Origin of the sequence: Limnoraphis robusta BA-68 BA1, from assembly GCF_034932365.1 — a bacterium.
Lineage (GTDB): Bacteria > Cyanobacteriota > Cyanobacteriia > Cyanobacteriales > Microcoleaceae > Capilliphycus > Capilliphycus robustus.
Genome location: NZ_JAYGHR010000087.1, coordinates 34,214 through 54,344, shown reverse-complemented (window position 1 = coordinate 54,344; position 20,131 = coordinate 34,214). Strand labels below are relative to the sequence as shown.

Below are 20,131 nucleotides of genomic sequence, written 5' to 3'. Positions count from 1 at the left end.
GGTCTGAACTTTTAGGTCGGGCTAGGGTTCTCTAGACTCATTCCTCACCATTTCAGTCAAATGTAGAAGGAAAATCACAGAACCGTTGGGCTCTCGAGAATGGTATTCCCTACTTGAGTCGGCTTTGATAAACCCCATTGATTTGGAGTTGAACTTTCTTTTGCCACTGCTTGGAGCCAAACTTTCGGGCAACGAAGTCTTCGATAACTAAAGGCCATCCCAAGCGTTCCACTCGGCCTTGTAGTCTTCCCCACCAATTTTGTATTTTCAGTCTTTTCTCCAGGATTGGAGTGACTTCAATGGTCGGAAATCCACTCGGTTCATAGCCCCGTTCGACTAATAAATTGCCGATTTTTTTCTCAACTAACTGCACATCCCGTTCAGACATTTTACGTTTCCATTGGGCAATGTATTTCGGGTCGGGAAACTCGTATTTACTATTCTTAGTATAATCGAACATTTCCTGATCATAAGGAACCCCGAGAAATTCACAAACCCTTGTCAAAGTTAAAACGGGTTCGGCAATTAATTCTTCATAACTAAGTTCACATCGTCTACTTTCAGGAACCATTTGTTTGATGTGATTCCATAACTGTTCAGCTTCACGCCAACGTTCTACGCCAAACCACACATTACCAGCCCAACCCATACCCAGACAGGAACGAGCGACATCTCTAGGATCTCGAATAATGTGAATGAAACGAGCATCAGGCCACATCTTCAACACTCGATCAAAGTGACGGTGAACTGTAGCACCTACTATTTTCTTAGCCTCTATATCCCGCTTCTGAACGAGAAAACTATTAATCAGTTCAGGATAACTCAGGCTACGGTCAATTTCAAAACCTGTGGCTCGAAAGACTCGATGAGTCTCTAGCCAGTCATAATACCGATTTAAATCTGGGAATTGCCCCTGATCAGACAATAAATCTGTAGCATATTCAAATTCATTACACCAAGCTATTTTGGGATGATGCCCTAACATCAATCTCAAAACAGTTGTACCTGAGCGTTCAGCGCCCACAAGAAAGGTCGGTTCAGAAATCCAATGAGAATTGTCCTGCATTAATCTATTGCCTCTGGAATGGGAAGTTTTAAGGAGACCAACCACTCAAAAAATAGTGTAATTAAACACGATTTATTCAATCCTAAACACCCTTTGTTCAGTTTATCATTGTTTCTTTAATTTTATTAAATTTTCCCCAACTTAGCATCCCTCCCACCAACAAGAGTTTTGAGCCATAAAGTCCATTAAAGCATTATATTTTGGGGACTCGGATTGGTCTACATATTCTAATGCCCCCCAACTTCCCCATTTCGTAGGTTTTGCCACGTCAACAAAGTGCATAAACATTGTTCCCCCGACTTCTTTCCAGTCTTTGAACAACTGGGTGTAGAGTTCATACATCTGGGGATGGCGATTGAGTTCGATAAAAAAGTTCGTCAACTGTTCATTATTAACTGCATCTTTGCGGCCAACAATATGCTGTCCACCTTCATAAGCCATTAACTTCAGCCCTTTTTCTTGAGCCACCTGAGCATGATAGGAAAACAGTTCTTTGACTTGAGGTAAACTATCCTCTCTTCCAGCCTCCAATAAATTTCCGGTTTTCAACTGTTGAATTGCTTTTTGAAAGCCTCCGTCATTATCTTTCAGCCAAGACTCAACTTTGTTAACATTATCAGGATGACCCAAAGAAGCGCCAAAGTATCCCGCGATCGCATAAGCTCCGATCCCATGTTGATAACAAGCTTTATTCCCTTCAGCAACCCAATAAGGACATTCTAAAATCCCCTTTTCTGATCCTTTCCAGCCGACTTGAGTCGCGATCACACAAGTCACCCGATCTTTTTGATCAGCAAAAACATCTTTCCAAATATCACACATCTGAGCGGTTCGCATTCCATACCATTGTCGAAAAGCATCTTTCTTGTCTTTTCCCCAACGCTTTTGACCTTCTTCCAAAGCATAATGGGTTTGTTTAAATTGCCAGTTCCAAACCTCATTAGAAAACTCGACATAAACATTGAGATTGGGGTCGAGACTCTGCTTAACAGATTGAGCAAAGTTCCTCATATATTCGTCGGTCGCCCGATGAGGCATATTAAACCAAGGATCAGCTTTAATTTTATTCGATAAACTGACCATAGTTTCCAGAGCAACACCTTTCATATTGTAAGAAGCAATCTCAGGTGTGGGTCGATCTTGCCAGTCTTGTTGTTGGGAATGATTCGTTCCCATCCAATCCATAAAACGCAAGGAGCGAAATTTATTAATTTTTTCGAGAAAGGCTGAATTAAAAAGTTCTCCACTGCGATATAAACTTTCATCTTCAGCATAAATCACTCTAATATTTCGGATATACTTCCCCGTTTTGTTGGGATCGGTTGCGGTAATTGTGATTAAAACTCCACCCGATTGAGAGGAGTCTACATTGATGATATCTCGACCGGGTGCTGACGCTTGTTGATCTTTTTTCGCTGACAAACTATATTCTATTGTTCCCTCTCCTTCATAGAAAACAATATATTGACCCGAAGCAAAATGTTTGGGTATTCCTCGCAATAATAATGAACTGACACGAGTATATTTAGGAGAGTCTTCTGGAGCGGGTAAGGACTTGACCCAGCCGTTTTCATCCAAGTCTAAAATATCTTCTTCTTTAGTATCCCATTCTCCTTGACAACCGGGATCAGTTTTAGTACACTGAGTAATCCAGGCTTGAGAAGATTTAAAGTAATCTAAAAACGGCAGTTGTGATGACCATGCTGCAATTCCACTTAAATTGATTCCGAGAGAAGAACGATCATTTGAGGGATTTGAGTTGGAGTTTTGACTCAAAGTCATTTGAGGAACAGGGGGAAATAACCAGGCGTTTGCCTGAGCATAAAGTTTGGGCAGTAAAGTCGAAAACAAAACAATTCCAACACTAAAAAATATTAAAGAATTTTTGAGTTTGAACGGTGAGGTTTTCATACTAAAAATAAGAAAGCTTTTTGATGTTGATATCTTTTTGACTCAATGACTTGAACCATTATCTTAAGTTTAAACTCCCAGAGCGAACCGCAGGAAGTTTTGGGGTGCGTTTCACGGATTTTAAGGGTCGGGTTGGTTCGGGTTCTTTCAAACACAACCCGGCTATACCTCCACTGGCTAAAGTAAAAACCGGATTAAACTGATTATTTAAGCAGCAATCGAGTGCATATAAAACAGTAATAACGACAATCACAGCAGCAGGACCCACCTTCGGCGTTAACCAAGTGCTAGCAGGGTAACGGAATGCAAAAGCCAAAGCGGGTAGAAATATAGAGCCAAAAACAGCACTCAAACCGACGACTCCATTAACGCCATAGGCAATAATCCATAAACTATCTGTTACTGAAATATCTTCTAGATCTCCGAGTCGGCCATATTCAAATACACGATTTCTTCCCCAGCCACCCCATCCAAAAACTATTCGTTCTAGACCTTTTTCCACCAGTAATTCTTCATTGTCAAATCTAAATGCTAGGGACTGAGCGCGTTCTTCACCTGCAATATCTGTAGCCACAGAAATAATTTGATCCGCTTTCTCTCCAGTAAAGTTTCCTGTTGATCCTAGATAAAGGTAAAATGATAAAGCCGATATTAATATCATTAAAGGAAGTGAAATTCTCAAAAACTTCGCAGTCAGTAGAATAATAATGCCGTAGAAGGTATAGAGATAGGCTCCGGTCGAGCGCACCAAAAGATGAGTCACAAACAGTCCAGCGACGAGCAAGTTCATCGGAACATTCCAAAAGCTTTTGATGATTCCTGATTGCCACAGCCAAATCGCGACGAGCAAAGCAGCCATCATCCACACCCCAACACTTAAACCGTGTATCATGAAAACATTGGGTCGGTAGCCTCCCAAACGAACGGATTGACCAAATTCGTGAATCCCATGATAACCGTAAACCAAACGGTGCAACTGAGGACTGATCACGCTCTCAATCAGACACAGAGGGGCATAAATCAACCCACTGACAAAAATTCCCATCGCCAGTTGGCGAAGACCTAATAGGTCATTGAGGTAAATTCGACCGAGAAAATAGGGAATTCCATACTGCATGACTCGATCCAAAAGTGCGGATATCCCATCGTAGAGTCCTAAATTATTAGTCATGGATGAAATTAAAGGACAGATACACCAAACCAACATGGGGATATCGAGCCAGCCAAATTTGAAGGAATTCAAGCGTTTTGAATCGAAAATAAAAGTAGCAAGTAAGATACTGTAGCAAGTTGCAGATGTCCTGTTATAGTCAGGAATACCGGGGAAGATAAATGCAACTCTTTGAGGTAAAAATAACCAGGAAATGATAAAGCTAAAGACGACGGCTTTGCGAGCTGGCAGAAACTTAAACAAAGCCAGGACTATTGGCAACCAGATCAGGAGTGCAAGTTGAGCTTGAGGAGTCATTCGCTACTGAATATAATTGGACTTTAGATGACTTTATTTTAGTTTTGGCTTATATTTTAGTTTTGGCTTCAAGAACGATCCAACTCCAATAAAATCGATCCAACAAAAATGATCATGGGGGTCACAACACGCCATCAATAGGCAACCCAAAACCCAAAGAATACCGACCTAAACAAACGACAAACAGCAACCCTAACATCAGTAGAGTCGCTAGCATATCTTGTCGAAAACAACTCAATTTCTCTTGCCATAACCCATAATTCACAGCACAATAGCTGGGTAAGTCATTGAAGGCAATGACTGTGATTGCACCGACAATCCCAAATAGCTTATATCCAGCCGGAAGGACTGTGATCATGTACAAAAATTTGAGAGAATGACCGAAGGCTACAGATTTAGGATTTCCAATCGCATAGAGTGCGCGATCGATGGTTGCAGACAAGAGTAAAGGCCACAGTCCAACGGCTAGAATCGGCAGCATCCAGCCGGCTTCTTGATATCGTTCATCGTAGAGAATTTCAATGATAATATCTCCGAAACTTGCAAGAACTGTAACCATAACGGCTAACCCCATTAACAGAAGCTTACGCTTTTGTAAAATTTTAGCTCGTAAACTCGGTCGATCTAAATCAGCATATTTGGAAATAACCGGAAACATGATCTGCTGGCTAATACGGTGAACGATTTGTCTAGGCAAATCGGCAAAGGTAAAAGCAACGGTATAAACCCCCAGTAACTGAAGCGTAAACAGCCTTCCTAAAATTAATCGGTCAGCTTGGGAAGCTAAAAAGGTCATCATCGTTGAGACAAAAACCCATCTCCCGAAAGATAGAATTTCTTTGAGTGTCTCTTTCTCCCAAGCAAACCAATTTGAACTTTCTGGGTCTAAACGATGACTCCAGACTGTTTTGATGATACTAGAAACAATATTTCCTCCGACCAAAGCCCAAACTGTGGGGGTTATAGAAGCCCAAATAATTGTCACCGCTAGGGAAATAATTTGAGTTCCGAACTCCACGATTGTGATTTTACCAATCTCGAGTTTGCGGCTGAGAGTGGCTAAGGAGGTCGAAGCAAATCCATTAATGAGGATGGTTAAAGCGGCAACAGGAAGCAACCAAAGCAACCGGGAATCGTTGTAGAACTGAGATACCGGCCAAGCAAGAATCAAACATCCGATCCAAATCCAACAGGATCTGAGGATTTGTAGTGTCCAGGCGGTGTTGAGAAAAACGGGATCGTTCCAACGAGGACTGCGGATAATACTAGGACGAATCCCAATGTCTGAAAACAAGGCTACACCCATGATGAATGTATGCACCAGTGCCATCAGACCAAACAATTCTGGAACCAGTATGCGAGTGAGAATCAGGTTACTAACTAAACGGAGTCCCTGAGCGCCACCATAGCCCACCAATGTCCAGATTGTGCCTTTAACAGCCTGCTTTTTTACTGAGGACATAACAAGTTGGTTAGAGAGGGCATCAAATCTACAGAGCTTATATCAATTCTGAACTCAATATTGCTTGTTGTCACGACGTTAAACACAATTGTCATCTCTAAAGCCTGAAAACGATGACTGAAATTGACATCTAGATTGCGTTGATGGTTTGATTTGCATGGGGTCTACTTTCTTCAACCAGTTAGTGTACTTGGGACGAGTGATCGCTTCCTCAGTGTCGCAATCCTCGTTGAAAACACGGAGGTTTTGAGGTTTGCCTTCCCCAGTCTAGTCTACCCTTTCTCCGGGAAACTACTGTAATGGCCTATCTTTACAAAATTTTTACATTAAAATAAACACCCTTTACAAAATCAACCGCATTTTCTGGGTGCATCCGGTGATCATTGTTAATGTGGAATCTTTTCCTAAGCTGTGACAATGCCTACCCTGAAACTTAACCTGGCGTTCGGTTTTCGGATTGAACTGGAATACCTATCAGCCTACTCTGTGAGTGGGTTCTCCGTCAACTGTTTCTTTACCAAAAATTGCCGCACACGCCCCTACCTTTTAGGTATGGGGATATAAGGCCAGGAAAAATGCTATAATAACTCTACTGGCAGGGTATTCAACCAGTCTAAAAACCCAGCATCTAATGGATGCAATGAACCTTGAAAACTTAAGGTATGGGGTTCTTGCAAGAAATGCTTTGGCAAGATAAAACCTTAAAGCACCAAGTACAGAGAATAAAGCATTTTTTCTCAAGTACGGTAGGGCATACCGAAACTATCTCTGAAATGGGATGAACGACTGGGGAGACTCACCCCTCTGGAGTAGGTTAGGAAACCAGCTTGCTGTAAGGGTTGTCAATGAATCAGTAATCCAAAGCCGTGAGGCTTGGAGAATCCCCTTTCTTTAGAAATGGGGAGTATGTCAATTTGGCTTTCTCTAAGCCATCCCTCAACGCCAAGGATACGCTCCGCTCAACAACACCCTTAAACACTCAACAAGAGCGGTTGTCCGCTCTCGAGTGGCTTAATCTGACTGCTTGATGGGTTGAAAATCTCAGCGACTTTTATTAATTCCCAATTCTTGGCGAGCCACTTCAACCTCTTTCCAAGAAGATTTGATGCGATCGTAAGATTCTTGAGAAGATAATTTACCGCCTGTATGTAAGCCCGCAATAATATTAATCCTTTGAGCGAATTGTTGCAGTTTAGCATCAAAGGCGATATTTTCTATTGTGGCTTTCCCTCTGTATTTGTAACCCGGATACAAAAAATCATTCAGTTCCATCGAAACTCCTCCTGAAGCTGATCTTCTATTCAAGCTAAACTTTTAAAAAGCCTAAAGATTAAGCTTTTTAAAGTGGGGGAGACGAGAGTCCAATAGCTGGCTCTTCTTCCCCTAACTTCTATTGTATAGACATTTTATTATTTTGGCAATATGTAAACTCTTAAATCTGGATTCGTCTGATGTATAACCTCTGTAAAACTTGATTGATTTAGTTCGGAAACTAACAAACCAAGATAGTTGTTTAGACTTTCTTGATTCATCTATCTCAAGTAGTAATTGTATATATCCGGCTCTATCTTAAGATTATCATCTTCATAGTCTTGAGGGTGAATCGTCTCTTTATTGATCAAATATTCAGCAATCAACTCTCGAACCTCTTGTTTAGATTTATCCAGAACTTTCCCTTCTGTAAACATTGAAAATTCTCCACCACCTAGCGCCCGGTAGCTATTAATAGCCACACGCAGAACTTTTTCGGGTTGAATCTCTTTTCCCTGAAGCAGAAGTCTCGTGACTCGTTGACCGACAGGTTTAGTAATATCAATAGTATAGTCTATTCCCTGATAAATATCCCAGTGGTAATCTTGCATATTTTCAGAAATAATGGCTTGAGGAGCATCGGGTAAATTACCGTTAATCTGCTTAAAATAAGCGGCATTTTTTTCTAAGGCTCGACGTAAAATATTTCCATGAATTTCTAGAATAAATAAACGATTATCATAAACATAAATACTGTAAGCATCCCGTCGGGTGATTTCTCCAGATGGAATTTTACCCTGATTGGTAAAAATAGAAGTCAAAGACATATCAACCGGATACCCCATAGAACGAGCCGCTTCCATCTGCACCGTATTAATAAGATGAGCTAAAGCACTCCCCTTAAAACGAGCAGCCATCCCCCCAACAAACTCAGCTTCTGATTTTCCAATGGGTTGATTGAGATAACTTACAACTTTCTGATGTTCAGGCTGTAAAAGCCGAACAAAACGAGGTAAAGGCTGAATCTTTTGAACGGATAAATTTGTAGCATCGTGATCAATGATCTGCCATTTTTTACCCTGACGCGACAGTTTAATCGTATATTTACTGAGAGCCTTTCCCCAATAAGAAGGTTCAGCAATTAATACATTATTGATAACGGCTTTCGGCACATTAAAATGAGAATGACCTGCTAGAATAATATCAATTCCTTCTACTTTTTGAGCTAATTCTATGGTGACATTTTCATTAACCGTTGCGCCTGTATTTTTCCAAGTGTCAACCGAAGTTAACCAAGACGCAGGATTTGAACGATAATCTTTAGGGGTTTTCGTCCAACCTGTATGTTGAGCAACAATCAGAATATCTGCGCCTTGTTGTCGCATTTGCGGGACATACTCCTGCGCCGTTTTAATCGGATCAATAAACGAAAATCCGCCAAAATTTTCGGGAGGGAGCCAGTTTTTAACCGAAGGAGTTGTCAACCCCAAAATTCCGATTTTCACCCCTCCAACTTCTTTGATAAGATAAGGTTTAAAAACAGAAATCCCATCAATCCGACGAAGATTCGCACAGACAACTGGCGCTTCTAATTGCTCAACCCAACGGGATAACGTCTCCATTCCGAAATCAAAATCGTGATTTCCTAGACTAACCGCATCAAAACCGAGAGTGTTAAATGCTGTTGCGATGGGATGAGGAGATTGAGTCTCTATTTTATTATAATAATAAGCCAGGGGTGATCCTTGAATCGTATCCCCATCATCAATTAAAACTAAATTGGGATTTTTGGCTCGTTCCTGTTCAATCAAAGTGGCAACTTTAGCTAATCCCAACTCCGCCGGTTTATTTGTATAATAATCCCAAGGCATGAGATAGCCGTGAAGATCACTCGTTTGTAGAATCGTGATGATTTTAGCCTCAGCAGTAATATTCAAGATTGAACCCAACACAATCACAATCAAGCAAAACAACAGAAAAAACAGTAAGGACTGACGCATCACTGCAATATGAGGTTAACATCTAGATTAATCAAACTGCTTTATCATAGACAACAATTGCTGCAAATTCTATCCCTCTTCCGGGTTTGATAGAGGGGATTTCAAGAAACCCTGACATCGAACAGGTTGCAACCCCGAACGATGGGGTGTAACATCAGGAGGAACCGCCACCAGTTCAACACTGCCATTAGGACGAACAATCCAACCTTGTGCTTCAATCAGAGGAGTAGGGTGAGGAGTTTGATTTTCGGGGGGTTGTTGGCGATTTTCCCTAGAGGATTTTGGGTTCAAATCGGGACGAATGACTGCATCAATCCAATTGACAATTACTCCATCACTACTGAGAGAATCACTGGGACTCGGAGGTAAACCGCCTCGCCCTGTAATAATAAACTCACTTTCTGCAAAACTGGCACAACCTGCGACAACCAACGTGCTAGGATCAATAATCGTTGTCGGTAACTCTGCTAAGGCTGAATTCGCATCAGTTTCCGGGCGATTAATCTCAACGATGCCGCTAAATTCTGCCCCTAACTCACTGGTTGCGGTAATATCACTTTTCGGCGTTGGGATTTGACGAAACTCAGTCCCAAATACCCCTTGAGCATTAATCCTCACCCCGCCTCCTCGTCCTTGTTGAGCATTCGCCGTAATATCGCTATTGTCGATAGCCACCAACGTCTGAGCATTAATTGTAATGTTTCCGCCATCAGCCGTTCCAGAATTGGTTGTAATTCGACTTTCTCCCCGCAATTCTAACGTCTGAGTTTGCAAGGTAACGTTTCCCTGGCTTCCTGAAACCGTCGCCCCACTAATCGCCCCTTGATTCTCTAAAATAATCGCCTGAGCGGTAATATTTAAGTTTCCCGCCGAACCTTGACGAGTTCCCCGCACACCGACTTCCGCCCCATCCCGTATGGTTAAACGATGGGTGTTGATGTTTAAATTCCCCGCAGTTCCTTCTCCACTGGTATTTGATTCAATCGCACTGGGAATAATCCCATCGCCAACGACTCCAAAGGAAACCGCTTCTACACTAGGGTCAGCATTGGTGGTTATCCCAATCACATCAATAGACTCAGAAGCGTTTATCGTTAAATTTCCGGCGGCTCCTTCGCCTCCTGTGGCCGCAGAAATTTGACTACCGTCTCGCACCACTAACCGACGGGTATTAACGGTTAAATCGCCAGCAGATGCCGTTCCTTGGGAGCCTTGTACGGTTAACAGCGACGAAGAGGTTAATAAACCTGTGATAAACCGACCATCGGCAGAAATGCCAGTTAATTCAATATCTGTCGCATTGACGCTCAGATTTCCCCCTTCTCCGGCGCCGGATGCTGAACTCGAAACTTGGGCGCCGTCTGCGACGATTAATTTCTGAGCATTAATCGTTAAATCTCCTGCATCACCTAACCCCAGTGTTGCGGTAAAAATTCCGGCGGGTACTTGAGCGCCTGCGGGTGTGCCACTGAGTTCGATAAAATCTGCGTTAATCGTAGCGTTTCCGCCTTGACCTTTTTCTGTGGAACTATTGGGCGTGGTACTGAGTGAAGTTCCTGTAATCACTCGCAGTTGGTTGGCGTTTATCTCTAAATGACCTGCGTTCCCTGCGTTAGTGGTTCCTGTAACGAGTAGAGAACCGTTACTGAGTTCGGCTGACTGAACGTTGAGGGTAATATTTCCGCCATCACCTGTCCCTAAAGCGGTGGTCAAAATTCCGGCACCATTTCGGACAATTAACTGATTAGCATTAATCGTAATATTTCCGGCATCACCTGCGCCACCACTGAGGCTATACAACCCATCTGGGGGTTTTAAGGGGTCAAATTGTACAGAGTCGGCTTGTTCCGGGTCGCCCAAGGCTAACAGTTGAGAAACGAGTTGAAAGGGAACGGTTCCGGTTATTGTTACTTTGTCTGCATTAATGGTAATTCCGCCTGCTGCACCTGTGCCTAAAAATGTGGAAGCGGACAAGAAGGCTTTATTTTGAAGATTCACTTCGGAGGCTTGAATATTAATTCCGTTCCCGTCAAAATTTCCCAAGGTATTAGCGGCGAGTCCTGAACCTCCAGTAATCGTAATATTTCCAGTTTGTAGGTTGATTGCGCCGCCACTTAAACCGCTTGTTGTGACTTGGCTATTATTAGATAGTAAAATGCGTCCTGAATTTGCGGCTGTGGGCGAGGTACCGCTTCCTAATTGCCAAACGCCATTACGAACGGTTCCCAGTTCAATTTGACCTCCAAAAGCGGTTAGATTTCCGCCATCTAAGTGTAAATTTCCAGCAACTAAAGTAATGTTTTGTCCGGGTTGAACTTGTAAACCTGTGGGGGCGGGATTGAAATCTAAACCTATTCCAATCGCTTGGGAACGGTTTGTAATCAGACCGGGATTGCTTCCCAATTGTAAACCAAGCGGAACATTTACGCTCAGTAAAGGGGGGTTTTGGGAATCAACTGCACTGAATACAGTCCCATCGTTAAAGATTAAATTATTGGCGGTACTGCTAACAAATGAACCGCCGATATTCAGTTGTGCGTTCGGGCCGAAGATTATCCCGTTAGGATTGAGTAAAAATAAATTGGCGGTTCCGTTAGCTTGAATTAAACCGTCTATTAAAGAGAAGTTGCCGCCTGTGACTCGACTGATAATATTTTGAATATTAACGGCATTGTTGAAAAAAATACCGCTTCCAGTTTGGATAGAAAATTCTTGGAAACTATGAAATAAATTTCCGCCTGCTTGAGTTCCGCCCTCGACTCTAAAAATATTACCTTCTGGGGTAACAATGGTATTATTCGGTAAGGTTTTGTCTGGGATAACTTGCGCCGTTGCTACGGATGAAAATATGCCCAAAATGGGCAGAATTGTTAGAGATTTTAGCAATAAGTTTCCCATCGGTTAAATTATCCCCCAAACCTTTACTCATTTAAGATTCTCTGCGGCTATAATTCATCGGGATTAATTCCCATTTCTCGCAATTTTTCAGCTAGTCGGTCTGCCCGTTGTCGTTCGGTTTCAGCGCGTTGTCGTTCGGTTTCAGCGCGTTGTCGTTCATTTTCAGCGCGTTGTCGTTCAACTTCCGCTCGTTCTTCTCCGGTTAATAACAAATTCCCTTCACTATCCCACCAGCGCAACCAGGGCAATTCCATGTTAGCATAACGTCCTTGCCATATTCCTAATTCTACACCCATTTGAGGGATAGGATAATGATTGCGTTCGTTGGGTTCTAACTGTTCATAATGGTTTTCTACTAAATGATACATTTCTATAGAGGCTTTTTTGACTTCGTAAATGCCATAAAAAGGCACTCGGATTGCTTGTTCATAGACCCAAAATTTACCCGCTTTTCCATCCCCATTAACTAAAGATGCGGGTGGGGTTTTATCCCGTTCTTCTGAACCGTTCCCCGAAACGAATTCTAATACAATTAAAGGGGCAACATATTCGTGCCACAATACATAAGAACGTCGCACTTCTCCATTAACTAACGGCTTGACATTGGGAACATAAAACCAGTCGGGTGCTTCGGCTCCTCGTTCTGGCGGTTCTGTTAGTCGCCAATAAATGCCACAGTCTTGACCAATAGCGTATCGTCCGTCAGGATGGAGTTGATCTAGAGTAGATCGGATAGAATCGGTTAATAGAATACTCTGGGGATGTTCTTGGAAATTTTTCACAAATGTACCATCAGACTCCGGCAATTGGGTATGGTCTGGAAGTGAAGTAATACCGAGTTCATTCGGATGAATAATTGTCATTGGTACAATTTCTCCGATTGTTGCTGTTTAATGCACTATAGCATTTTTGCGATCGCCTGACATTTGTCTTTGTGATTTCCTCATAAAACTTCAAGTATTCTATTGTCTTTTGAATTGACTCATTCATATTTTTCAGCGTCGCCACAGCCGAGAGTAAAATTTGGTTGAGAGCGCAATAATTTATCCAGTTTTTTAATTTAATAAATTCAAACATCAACATCAGGTTTAATCCTTATGTAGCAACCCGCATTCCGTATTGACAGTTAACAGTTCTACGCCAGTCGTAATTTGGTAAATAAGACCTGCTAAACTAATTTGTATATAAAATCGGTGTTGAGTCTGGAACAATGGCAAAGCCGAAATCGATTCCGAAATGGCAACAAACTCTCGTCCAGTGGTCTCCCCTCGTTGGCACCAGTGGATTAACGTTTTTTCTCGCGAGCAGTCAAAAATTTGGGGCTGCGATCGCCTCTGCGTTCTTAACCGGGGCGACATTGCTGTGGGGATCTTACAGTAAAAGTTTCATGGCGGAGGCGGAACAGGAAGCGGAAAAACTGGGCTACGAGGAGGCGCAACTGAAACAAGCGGTGCAGGTGTTGGAAGTCGAACCCCTAAGTTCAGAACAAATTGAACAGTTTGTGAACAACTGGTATCAAGAGGTAGAACGGACTCGGCGAATGGGTGAGGATGACTTAGCCACAAAAGAAGCCGCTTCTCGCAATGCTCAGGATTTACTCAAGCAAATTAATCAACACCAGGCGTTACAGGTTTTGGCATCGAACCCCCTGCTGTTAACGCTAATTGCCAGGGTACACCAACAAAACCAAAGCATTCCCCTGAAACGGGTGGAACTTTATCAGAGCATTTGTGAGGTGATCTTGGGTAAACGTCAGGAAGCGAAGGGGATACAAAGTCCGCTCACCATTCGGGAGAAGTTCTCGGTTTTGCAGCCCTTGGCGTTGGAGTTGATGGGGCGACAAACCCGCCAGTTCCAACTAGAGGAAGTTGAAACCTTGTTTGGGGAGCATTTAGGGAAATTACCTAATCCACCCGAACCGTTGGAGTTTTTGAAGCAGTTGCAGGCGGTGGATGCGCTAATTGCCAAAGAACGAGAGGGGGATTATGTATTTGCCCACCTGAGTTTTCAGCAATATTTGGCTGCGGTAGAAGTCAAAGAAACGAAGCAGGAACACATTTTTCTAGAGGCGTTGCATGACCCGAAAAAGCTCTCCTGGTGGGCGGAAACCATGCGGCTATATGCGGCGCAGAATGATGCGAGTGAGTTGGTGAATGCCATTTTGCAAGAACCAAATTTAGAAAAATTATTGTTGGCGTGGGATTTTTGTCAGGAAGGGTTTGTTGGATCTGAGGCAAAGAAAGCACTCTTAACTGTTAGCAATCAACCCCTAGAAATCCTTGATGAGACAGATCGCGACTATGCCATCAGTAAACAGCCTTTCTATTTCAAGCTGGCATACTATCTACAAACCGGGCAATGGCAAAAAGCCGACAGAGAAACTTTTAATGTTATGAATCGGGTTATGGGTGGATTCTCAACTGAGGGACTCAAAAATTTCCCCTGTGCTGACTTGCGAGTGATTGATCGGCTTTGGGTCAAATACAGCAACGGAAAATTCGGTTTTAGCGTGCAGAAACAAATTTGGATCGATGTGGGTGGTAAGCTAGACTATGGAGAAGATCGTGATGCTGCACTAAAAGCGTTTATCAAGTTGAGTGACCAAGTGGAATGGCGAAAAGACGGAGAATGGATAAGAGGATTGAGGGACCTGGTATGGGATAGCACATTAGCTCCCCAAGCCCACCTCCCGAGTTTTTTTGATCAGTATAGAGTAAATATTGGGGTTTTTTGGAGGTTTTGTTTGTGGTTGAGGAGGGTAACTCTTCTCTCGCATCCAGACTTGTAGACTGTAACATATAAGGGATACAAGATTTTTTAAAGAATCATTCGTGAATGATGAATGCTGAATTATGAATAATGAAAGGAGGTTATCGTTGTCGTTATCTGCTACTACCAATTTTGGGAATATCTTTATTGCTCATGGGCAAACAAAACCATCGCAAAGCCATTCAATCTTTAGAAAAGAGAATTGCAGAACATCAGGAAAAAATCCGGCTAGAATTGTTAAAAGAGAATCCAGATAGGGGTTTAATCAAACATTGGGAAAAAGAAATCCGTGCTTTTCAAAAAGGAATTGAACAAGCCTTGAAACGATTAGGGAGGAAATGATGCAACTGAGAGAAACTAACAAAATTGCCATAGATAACTCTACCTTAAGTCAACTCATTCTTGAATTGGGCGAAGAATGTCAAAATGTGCTTGCACTCACCAACCAACTCCAATTAGCCAATCTGAGTGCCAAACAAAAAGTAGAAATATTAGCAGAATTATTAACAGCAACGATTCATTTACAAACTCACTGTGATGAAGACTTGCAGAATTTGATTTCACAGGAATTGGAAAACACAGAAGACACTCTATAATCATTTCCTATGACAAATCAACAACTAAATTACACGGTTATTTTTGAAAAGGGCGCATTAAATCGCTATCTATAAGCCTACCATAAAATTCTTTAATAATAAACTCTTTACCCAAAGAAATAGTGAAAATAGGGTGAGCAGAACCCACCCCCAATTTTACAGGTTATTGTAAGACCCAATTAACCAAAAGTCTCACCCCAAAACCCGTCGCACCTGTGCTGCTATACCCGTTATCTTTGTCTGTCCAAACGGGGCCAGCAACGTCTAAATGCGCCCAAGCTGTTTTCTCAACAAACTGCTTTAAAAACAGAGTTGCTGTAATGGAACCGCCCGGTCTTGGCCCGGTATTTTTCATGTCGGCATGAACGGCTTTTAACCCTTCAAAATATTTCTCCTCAATGGGCATTCGCCAGAGTTTTTCGCCTGTTGATTTGGAGGCGGTTTCCAACTGACTGGCTAAGTCATCATTGGGACTCCATAAGCCTGCAATATCATTGCCTAACGCAATCACACAAGCCCCGGTTAAGGTGGCTAAATCGACCATTGCATCGACACCCAATTTATCAGCAAAAACCAACGCATCAGCCAAGGTTAAACGGCCTTCTGCATCGGTATTATTCACTTCTATTGTTTTGCCATTGGAAGCTTTTAGAAAGTCTCCAGGGTGCATTGCCCGACCGCTAATCATATTCTCTGTGACGGCACTAATAAAATGCACTTCCACATCGGGTTTTAACAATCCAATCGCTTTGGCTGCCCCAAACGTTGCTGCGGCGCCGCCCATGTCGGTTTTCATCATTTCAATACTACTCGCCCCGACTTTCAGGTTGAGTCCACCCGAATCAAAGGTTAATCCTTTGCCAATAATCGCTAATTTTCGCTTCGGAGTTCCTTCGGGTTTGTAAGTTAAATGAATGAATTTTGGCGGCAAATCAGACGCTTGGGCAACGCCTAAAAATGCACCCATTCCTAACTTTTCACAATCTTCTTTTTCCAAAATTTCAATCTCAAACCCATATTCAGATGCCAAGGCTTCCGCCATTTCTGCCATCGTAATTGGGTTAACTTCATTCGCGGGGGCTGCCACTAATTCACGGGCTAAAAACACTCCTGAACAGATATGTTGAGCGCGAGTAATGGCATCTTCGGTTCCGGCTAAACCTAATAATTCAACCTGTTCAATTGCCGGGCCTTTTTCTTCGGGTTCCGACTTAAAACGGTTATCTTGATACAAGGCTAATTCAACCCCTTCGACTAAGGCTTGAGTGGTTGCATCGGGCGTTTCACAGAGGGGAAAACTCAAACCAAGGGTTTTGCATTTAATCGTTTTTGCGAGACGTGCGGCTGTTGCTGCTGCCAAACGTAAGGTATCTAACGACAACTTTTCTGATGAACCTAAACCGATTAAAATCACCTTGCGGATAGGGCTATTACTGCCAACCCGAGTGGAAGCATTACTGCTAGGTTTACCATCAAATTTTGTTTCTTCTATCAACTCTTTCAAGGTGCCTGCGAGTTTTTCATCTAACTGGGCTAATTCACCCGGTAACTCGACTTCATGTTCAAATAAACCAATTGCCAGGGCATCTCCTGTCCAATCAATGCGGGGTGTGTCTGTAACTCGAAATTCCATGCTTTCTACTTTAACCAATAAAGTCTGTCTCAACTTAAAAGAGTTTGACGCAATTGACGTCAAATCTGTTAATTGTTACAGTAGATTTTAATACAGATTGCATCTCGCTATACTTTTTTACATTTGTTCGGCTTGCTCCCCTGCAAACTCCCCCGATTTGTGATACCATCAACACCTAATAAGCTAGGGGTGCCTGCGAAGTCCAGGCTGAGACGACACCCTTGGAACCTGAGTCCGGTTAGTACCGGCGTAGGGAAGCTATCACCAGAGGGAATTAAAAATGAGAACTGAATGGGTTAATCTACGGCGTGGTCAAGCAAATGTTTCACAAATGCACTACGCCCGTCAAGGTGTATTAACTGAAGAAATGCACTATGTCGCCAAGCGGGAAAATCTTCCGGTTGAGTTGATTCGCGATGAAGTTGCCCGAGGTCGGATGATTATTCCGGCTAACATTAATCATACCAATTTAGAGCCGATGTGTATTGGCATTGCCTCTAAATGTAAGGTGAATGCAAATATCGGGGCATCCCCGAGTTCTTCTGATATTAATCAAGAAGTAGAAAAGCTGAATCTTGCTGTAAAATATGGGGCAGATACGGTGATGGATCTGTCTACAGGCGGCGGTGATTTAGATGTGATTCGCACGGCAATTATTAAGGCTTCTCCGGTGCCAATTGGGACGGTTCCCATTTATCAAGCGCTAGAAAGTGTTCATGGCAGCATTGAGAAATTAACGGCCGAAGATTTCCTGCATATTATCGAAAAACACGCCCAACAAGGTGTGGATTATATGACAATTCATGCGGGAATTTTAATTGAACATTTGCCCTTAGTTCGCAATCGAATTACTGGAATTGTGTCTCGTGGCGGTGGTATTATTGCCCGTTGGATGCTGCATCATCACAAACAAAATCCCCTGTATACTCACTTTGATGAGATTATCGAAATCTTCAAAAAATACGATGTTTCGTTTAGTTTAGGGGACTCTTTACGCCCGGGTTGTCAACATGATGCGTCTGATGAAGCGCAACTGGCGGAACTCAAAACCCTCGGACAATTAACTCGTCGCGCCTGGGAACATGATGTACAAGTGATGGTGGAAGGGCCGGGTCATGTGCCGATGGATCAGATTGAATTTAATGTTAAAAAACAAATGGAGGAATGTTCAGAAGCACCCTTCTATGTTTTGGGGCCGTTAGTAACAGATATTGCGCCAGGATATGACCATATTACTTCTGCTATTGGGGCGGCGATGGCAGGTTGGTATGGCACCGCAATGTTGTGTTATGTCACGCCAAAAGAACACCTCGGTTTACCTGATGCAGAGGACGTTCGCAATGGTTTAATTGCCTATAAAATAGCCGCTCATGCTGCTGATATTGCCCGTCATCGTCCGGGCGCCCGCGATCGCGATGATCAACTGTCTGAAGCGCGTTATAACTTCGACTGGAACCGTCAGTTTGAACTGTCTCTCGACCCAGATCGCGCCCGTGAATATCACGATGAAACGTTACCTGCGGATATCTACAAAACGGCTGAATTTTGTTCAATGTGTGGGCCGAAATTCTGCCCGATGCAAACCAAAGTTGATGCGGATGCGTTAACCGAGTTAGAGAAGTTTTTAGCATCCCAGGAAAAAGAGGCTGTTACTCAAAGTTAAATTGCAGTTAACTCAATCTTTTCTGTTGTTGAATGAGTTAAAATAGAGGGTGAGTCTTAAAAATACTCGCCTTTTTTTATAGTTATTAGTAGGGCGGGTTTAGTTCAATTGTCGAGGGGTATTACAGAACTTGTAGAACCCGCTCCTACAGACTGCGCCAATGGTGGGGTCGGGCGGGTTTAGTTCAATTGTCGAGGGGTATTACAGAACTTGTAGAACCCGCCCCTACAGAATTGAAAACGTTTTGAATAAAAACCGGGTTTTTGGGAAAGATTGAAAGCACAAATGAGTGACACTCACCTGAGTTAATGCAAAAAAGCGACTATTCATCACTCTATAACAAACGTTAAGTTAGAGATAGGTTAATCAACTTGCTTTTAATCACACTCGAATTTAATTATGTCTACTCAATTTCGCTTTGAACCTTTAGGCTTTAGCTGGGTTGCTTTACATCCTCAACCCAAAGGGATTATTCGATTTATTGGCGGCGCGTTTTTTGGTTCATTCCCAACTTTATCTTATCGCTATTTTCTGCAAACATTATTTAAATCTGGTTATACTATCATTGCAATTCCCTTTCGATTTACCTTTGAGCATTGGTCAGTTTCACTGAGTTTATTAGAAGAACAAAATCAGGTTCAAAATTTGCTCGTTGAGAAAGCAAAAGCCGCAGGTTATGATTCAGAATTCTATTTAGATAATTCTAATTACTTCTGGGTTGGTCATAGTTTGGGCTGCAAATATATCGCTTTGCTAGAACTTTTGAGCGATCAAAATGGGTTAACTTATCTTCAAGATTGTATTGATCAAGAAGAAATTGATCAAATTCGTCGTCGGTTAGGTGATCAAAAAGCAATATTCAATCAACCTTCGCTGTTACTCGCCCCTGATATTAGCGATACAGAAAGCGCTATTCCGATTAAATCTATCGCTCATTTTATCGATAAAATTGGCTTAGGAGTGTTACCGAGTCGCAGTCAAACTCAATGTATGATTCATCGGAGTCAACTGTTTAATATTACGGGCTTGATTTCGTTTAAATCCGATGATATCGCCGGAAATGAGAGTAATAAACAAAAAGGGGTTTACTGGTTTATTCAGCAACTCAACAATCAAAACCTCATTCATCAAGAAATACCTGGAAAGCACCTTGAACCGCTTGGCGTTCAAATCGGTCAATATTTGGTCGATTTTAATCCTTTGGATAAGTTTATCGCACCCCTTTCTCGGCGTCAACTCGAACCCGTTGCGTTAACGATTTTACAGCAGTTATCAGATCGCCTGAAATCAGCTTTGTTACCGTCAGTTTCTCAAACGCAAAAAAAGTCTATTTCTAAAGTTACCGTTGGGGTTTCAACCTCTAAACGCTAAAATATAGAGACTAAAAAAACCTGGTTTTTCACAGAAACCGGGT

At 42.4% G+C, this 20,131-nt stretch carries 15 protein-coding genes and 1 riboswitch; of the genes, 5 read left to right on the top strand and 10 right to left on the bottom strand.

Annotated features, from left to right (window positions below):
• Nucleotides 1-109 precede the first annotated feature (109 nt).
• The 9 genes from VB836_RS25595 to VB836_RS25555 form a co-directional block, all read right to left on the bottom strand.
• On the bottom strand, nt 110-1,066 hold the full coding sequence (locus VB836_RS25595) for a sulfotransferase family protein (RefSeq protein ID WP_323223754.1): 957 nt from the start codon (nt 1,064-1,066) through the stop codon (nt 110-112).
• Between the two features lie 141 nt (nt 1,067-1,207).
• Complete coding sequence (locus VB836_RS25590; RefSeq protein ID WP_323223752.1) at nt 1,208-2,977, bottom strand: cellulose-binding protein; 1,770 nt, start codon at nt 2,975-2,977, stop codon at nt 1,208-1,210.
• Nucleotides 2,978-3,035: 58 nt separating this feature from the next.
• Nucleotides 3,036-4,445, bottom strand: a complete 1,410-nt coding sequence (locus tag VB836_RS25585; protein ID WP_323223750.1) for an O-antigen ligase domain-containing protein — start codon at nt 4,443-4,445, stop codon at nt 3,036-3,038.
• A gap of 121 nt (nt 4,446-4,566) precedes the next feature.
• A complete protein-coding gene (locus VB836_RS25580; protein ID WP_323223748.1) occupies nt 4,567-5,907 on the bottom strand; it encodes an oligosaccharide flippase family protein in 1,341 nt (446 codons plus the stop codon).
• Between the two features lie 1,041 nt (nt 5,908-6,948).
• Nucleotides 6,949-7,179, bottom strand: coding sequence for a DUF7219 family protein (locus VB836_RS25575; RefSeq protein ID WP_049559966.1), 231 nt, complete (start codon nt 7,177-7,179; stop codon nt 6,949-6,951).
• Nucleotides 7,180-7,439: 260 nt separating this feature from the next.
• Nucleotides 7,440-9,158: a bifunctional metallophosphatase/5'-nucleotidase gene (locus VB836_RS25570; RefSeq protein WP_323223746.1), complete on the bottom strand. Its 1,719-nt coding sequence runs from the start codon at nt 9,156-9,158 to the stop codon at nt 7,440-7,442.
• 69 nt (nt 9,159-9,227) lie between these two features.
• Nucleotides 9,228-12,056, bottom strand: a complete 2,829-nt coding sequence (locus VB836_RS25565) for a two-partner secretion domain-containing protein (RefSeq protein WP_323223744.1) — start codon at nt 12,054-12,056, stop codon at nt 9,228-9,230.
• A 47-nt stretch (nt 12,057-12,103) separates the two neighbouring features.
• Nucleotides 12,104-12,919, bottom strand: a complete 816-nt coding sequence (locus VB836_RS25560; RefSeq protein ID WP_323223741.1) for a Uma2 family endonuclease — start codon at nt 12,917-12,919, stop codon at nt 12,104-12,106.
• Nucleotides 12,897-13,139 (bottom strand): hypothetical protein, encoded by a 243-nt coding sequence (locus tag VB836_RS25555; protein ID WP_323223739.1) that lies wholly within the window; start codon nt 13,137-13,139, stop codon nt 12,897-12,899. Before VB836_RS25555 ends, VB836_RS25560 begins: the two co-directional genes overlap by 23 nt.
• A 127-nt stretch (nt 13,140-13,266) precedes the next feature.
• On the opposite strand from VB836_RS25555, the gene VB836_RS25550 reads away from it, so the two are divergent.
• The 3 genes from VB836_RS25550 to VB836_RS25540 all read left to right on the top strand — a co-directional run bounded on the left by VB836_RS25550 (nt 13,267) and on the right by VB836_RS25540 (nt 15,421).
• Nucleotides 13,267-14,844, top strand: a complete 1,578-nt coding sequence (locus tag VB836_RS25550) for a GUN4 domain-containing protein (RefSeq protein ID WP_323223737.1) — start codon at nt 13,267-13,269, stop codon at nt 14,842-14,844.
• 71 nt (nt 14,845-14,915) lie between these two features.
• On the top strand, nt 14,916-15,167 hold the full coding sequence (locus VB836_RS25545) for a hypothetical protein (protein WP_323223735.1): 252 nt from the start codon (nt 14,916-14,918) through the stop codon (nt 15,165-15,167).
• Nucleotides 15,164-15,421, top strand: a complete 258-nt coding sequence (locus tag VB836_RS25540; RefSeq protein ID WP_235441070.1) for a hypothetical protein — start codon at nt 15,164-15,166, stop codon at nt 15,419-15,421. The genes VB836_RS25545 and VB836_RS25540 overlap by 4 nt, the downstream gene beginning before the upstream one ends.
• A 163-nt stretch (nt 15,422-15,584) precedes the next feature.
• Here the strand turns inward: VB836_RS25540 and VB836_RS25535 are convergent, their stop codons facing one another.
• Nucleotides 15,585-17,054, bottom strand: a complete 1,470-nt coding sequence (locus VB836_RS25535) for a leucyl aminopeptidase (protein WP_323223732.1) — start codon at nt 17,052-17,054, stop codon at nt 15,585-15,587.
• 175 nt (nt 17,055-17,229) lie between these two features.
• Nucleotides 17,230-17,327, top strand: a riboswitch (TPP riboswitch).
• A 7-nt stretch (nt 17,328-17,334) separates the two neighbouring features.
• Here VB836_RS25535 and thiC point away from each other — a divergent pair.
• Together thiC and VB836_RS25525 are read left to right on the top strand one after the other, a co-directional pair.
• A complete protein-coding gene (gene thiC, locus VB836_RS25530; RefSeq protein ID WP_046282141.1) occupies nt 17,335-18,717 on the top strand; it encodes a phosphomethylpyrimidine synthase in 1,383 nt (460 codons plus the stop codon).
• A 399-nt stretch (nt 18,718-19,116) separates the two neighbouring features.
• Entirely contained in the window at nt 19,117-20,088 is a 972-nt protein-coding gene (locus VB836_RS25525; RefSeq protein ID WP_323223729.1) for a DUF1350 family protein, read from the top strand.
• Nucleotides 20,089-20,131: the final 43 nt, after the last annotated feature.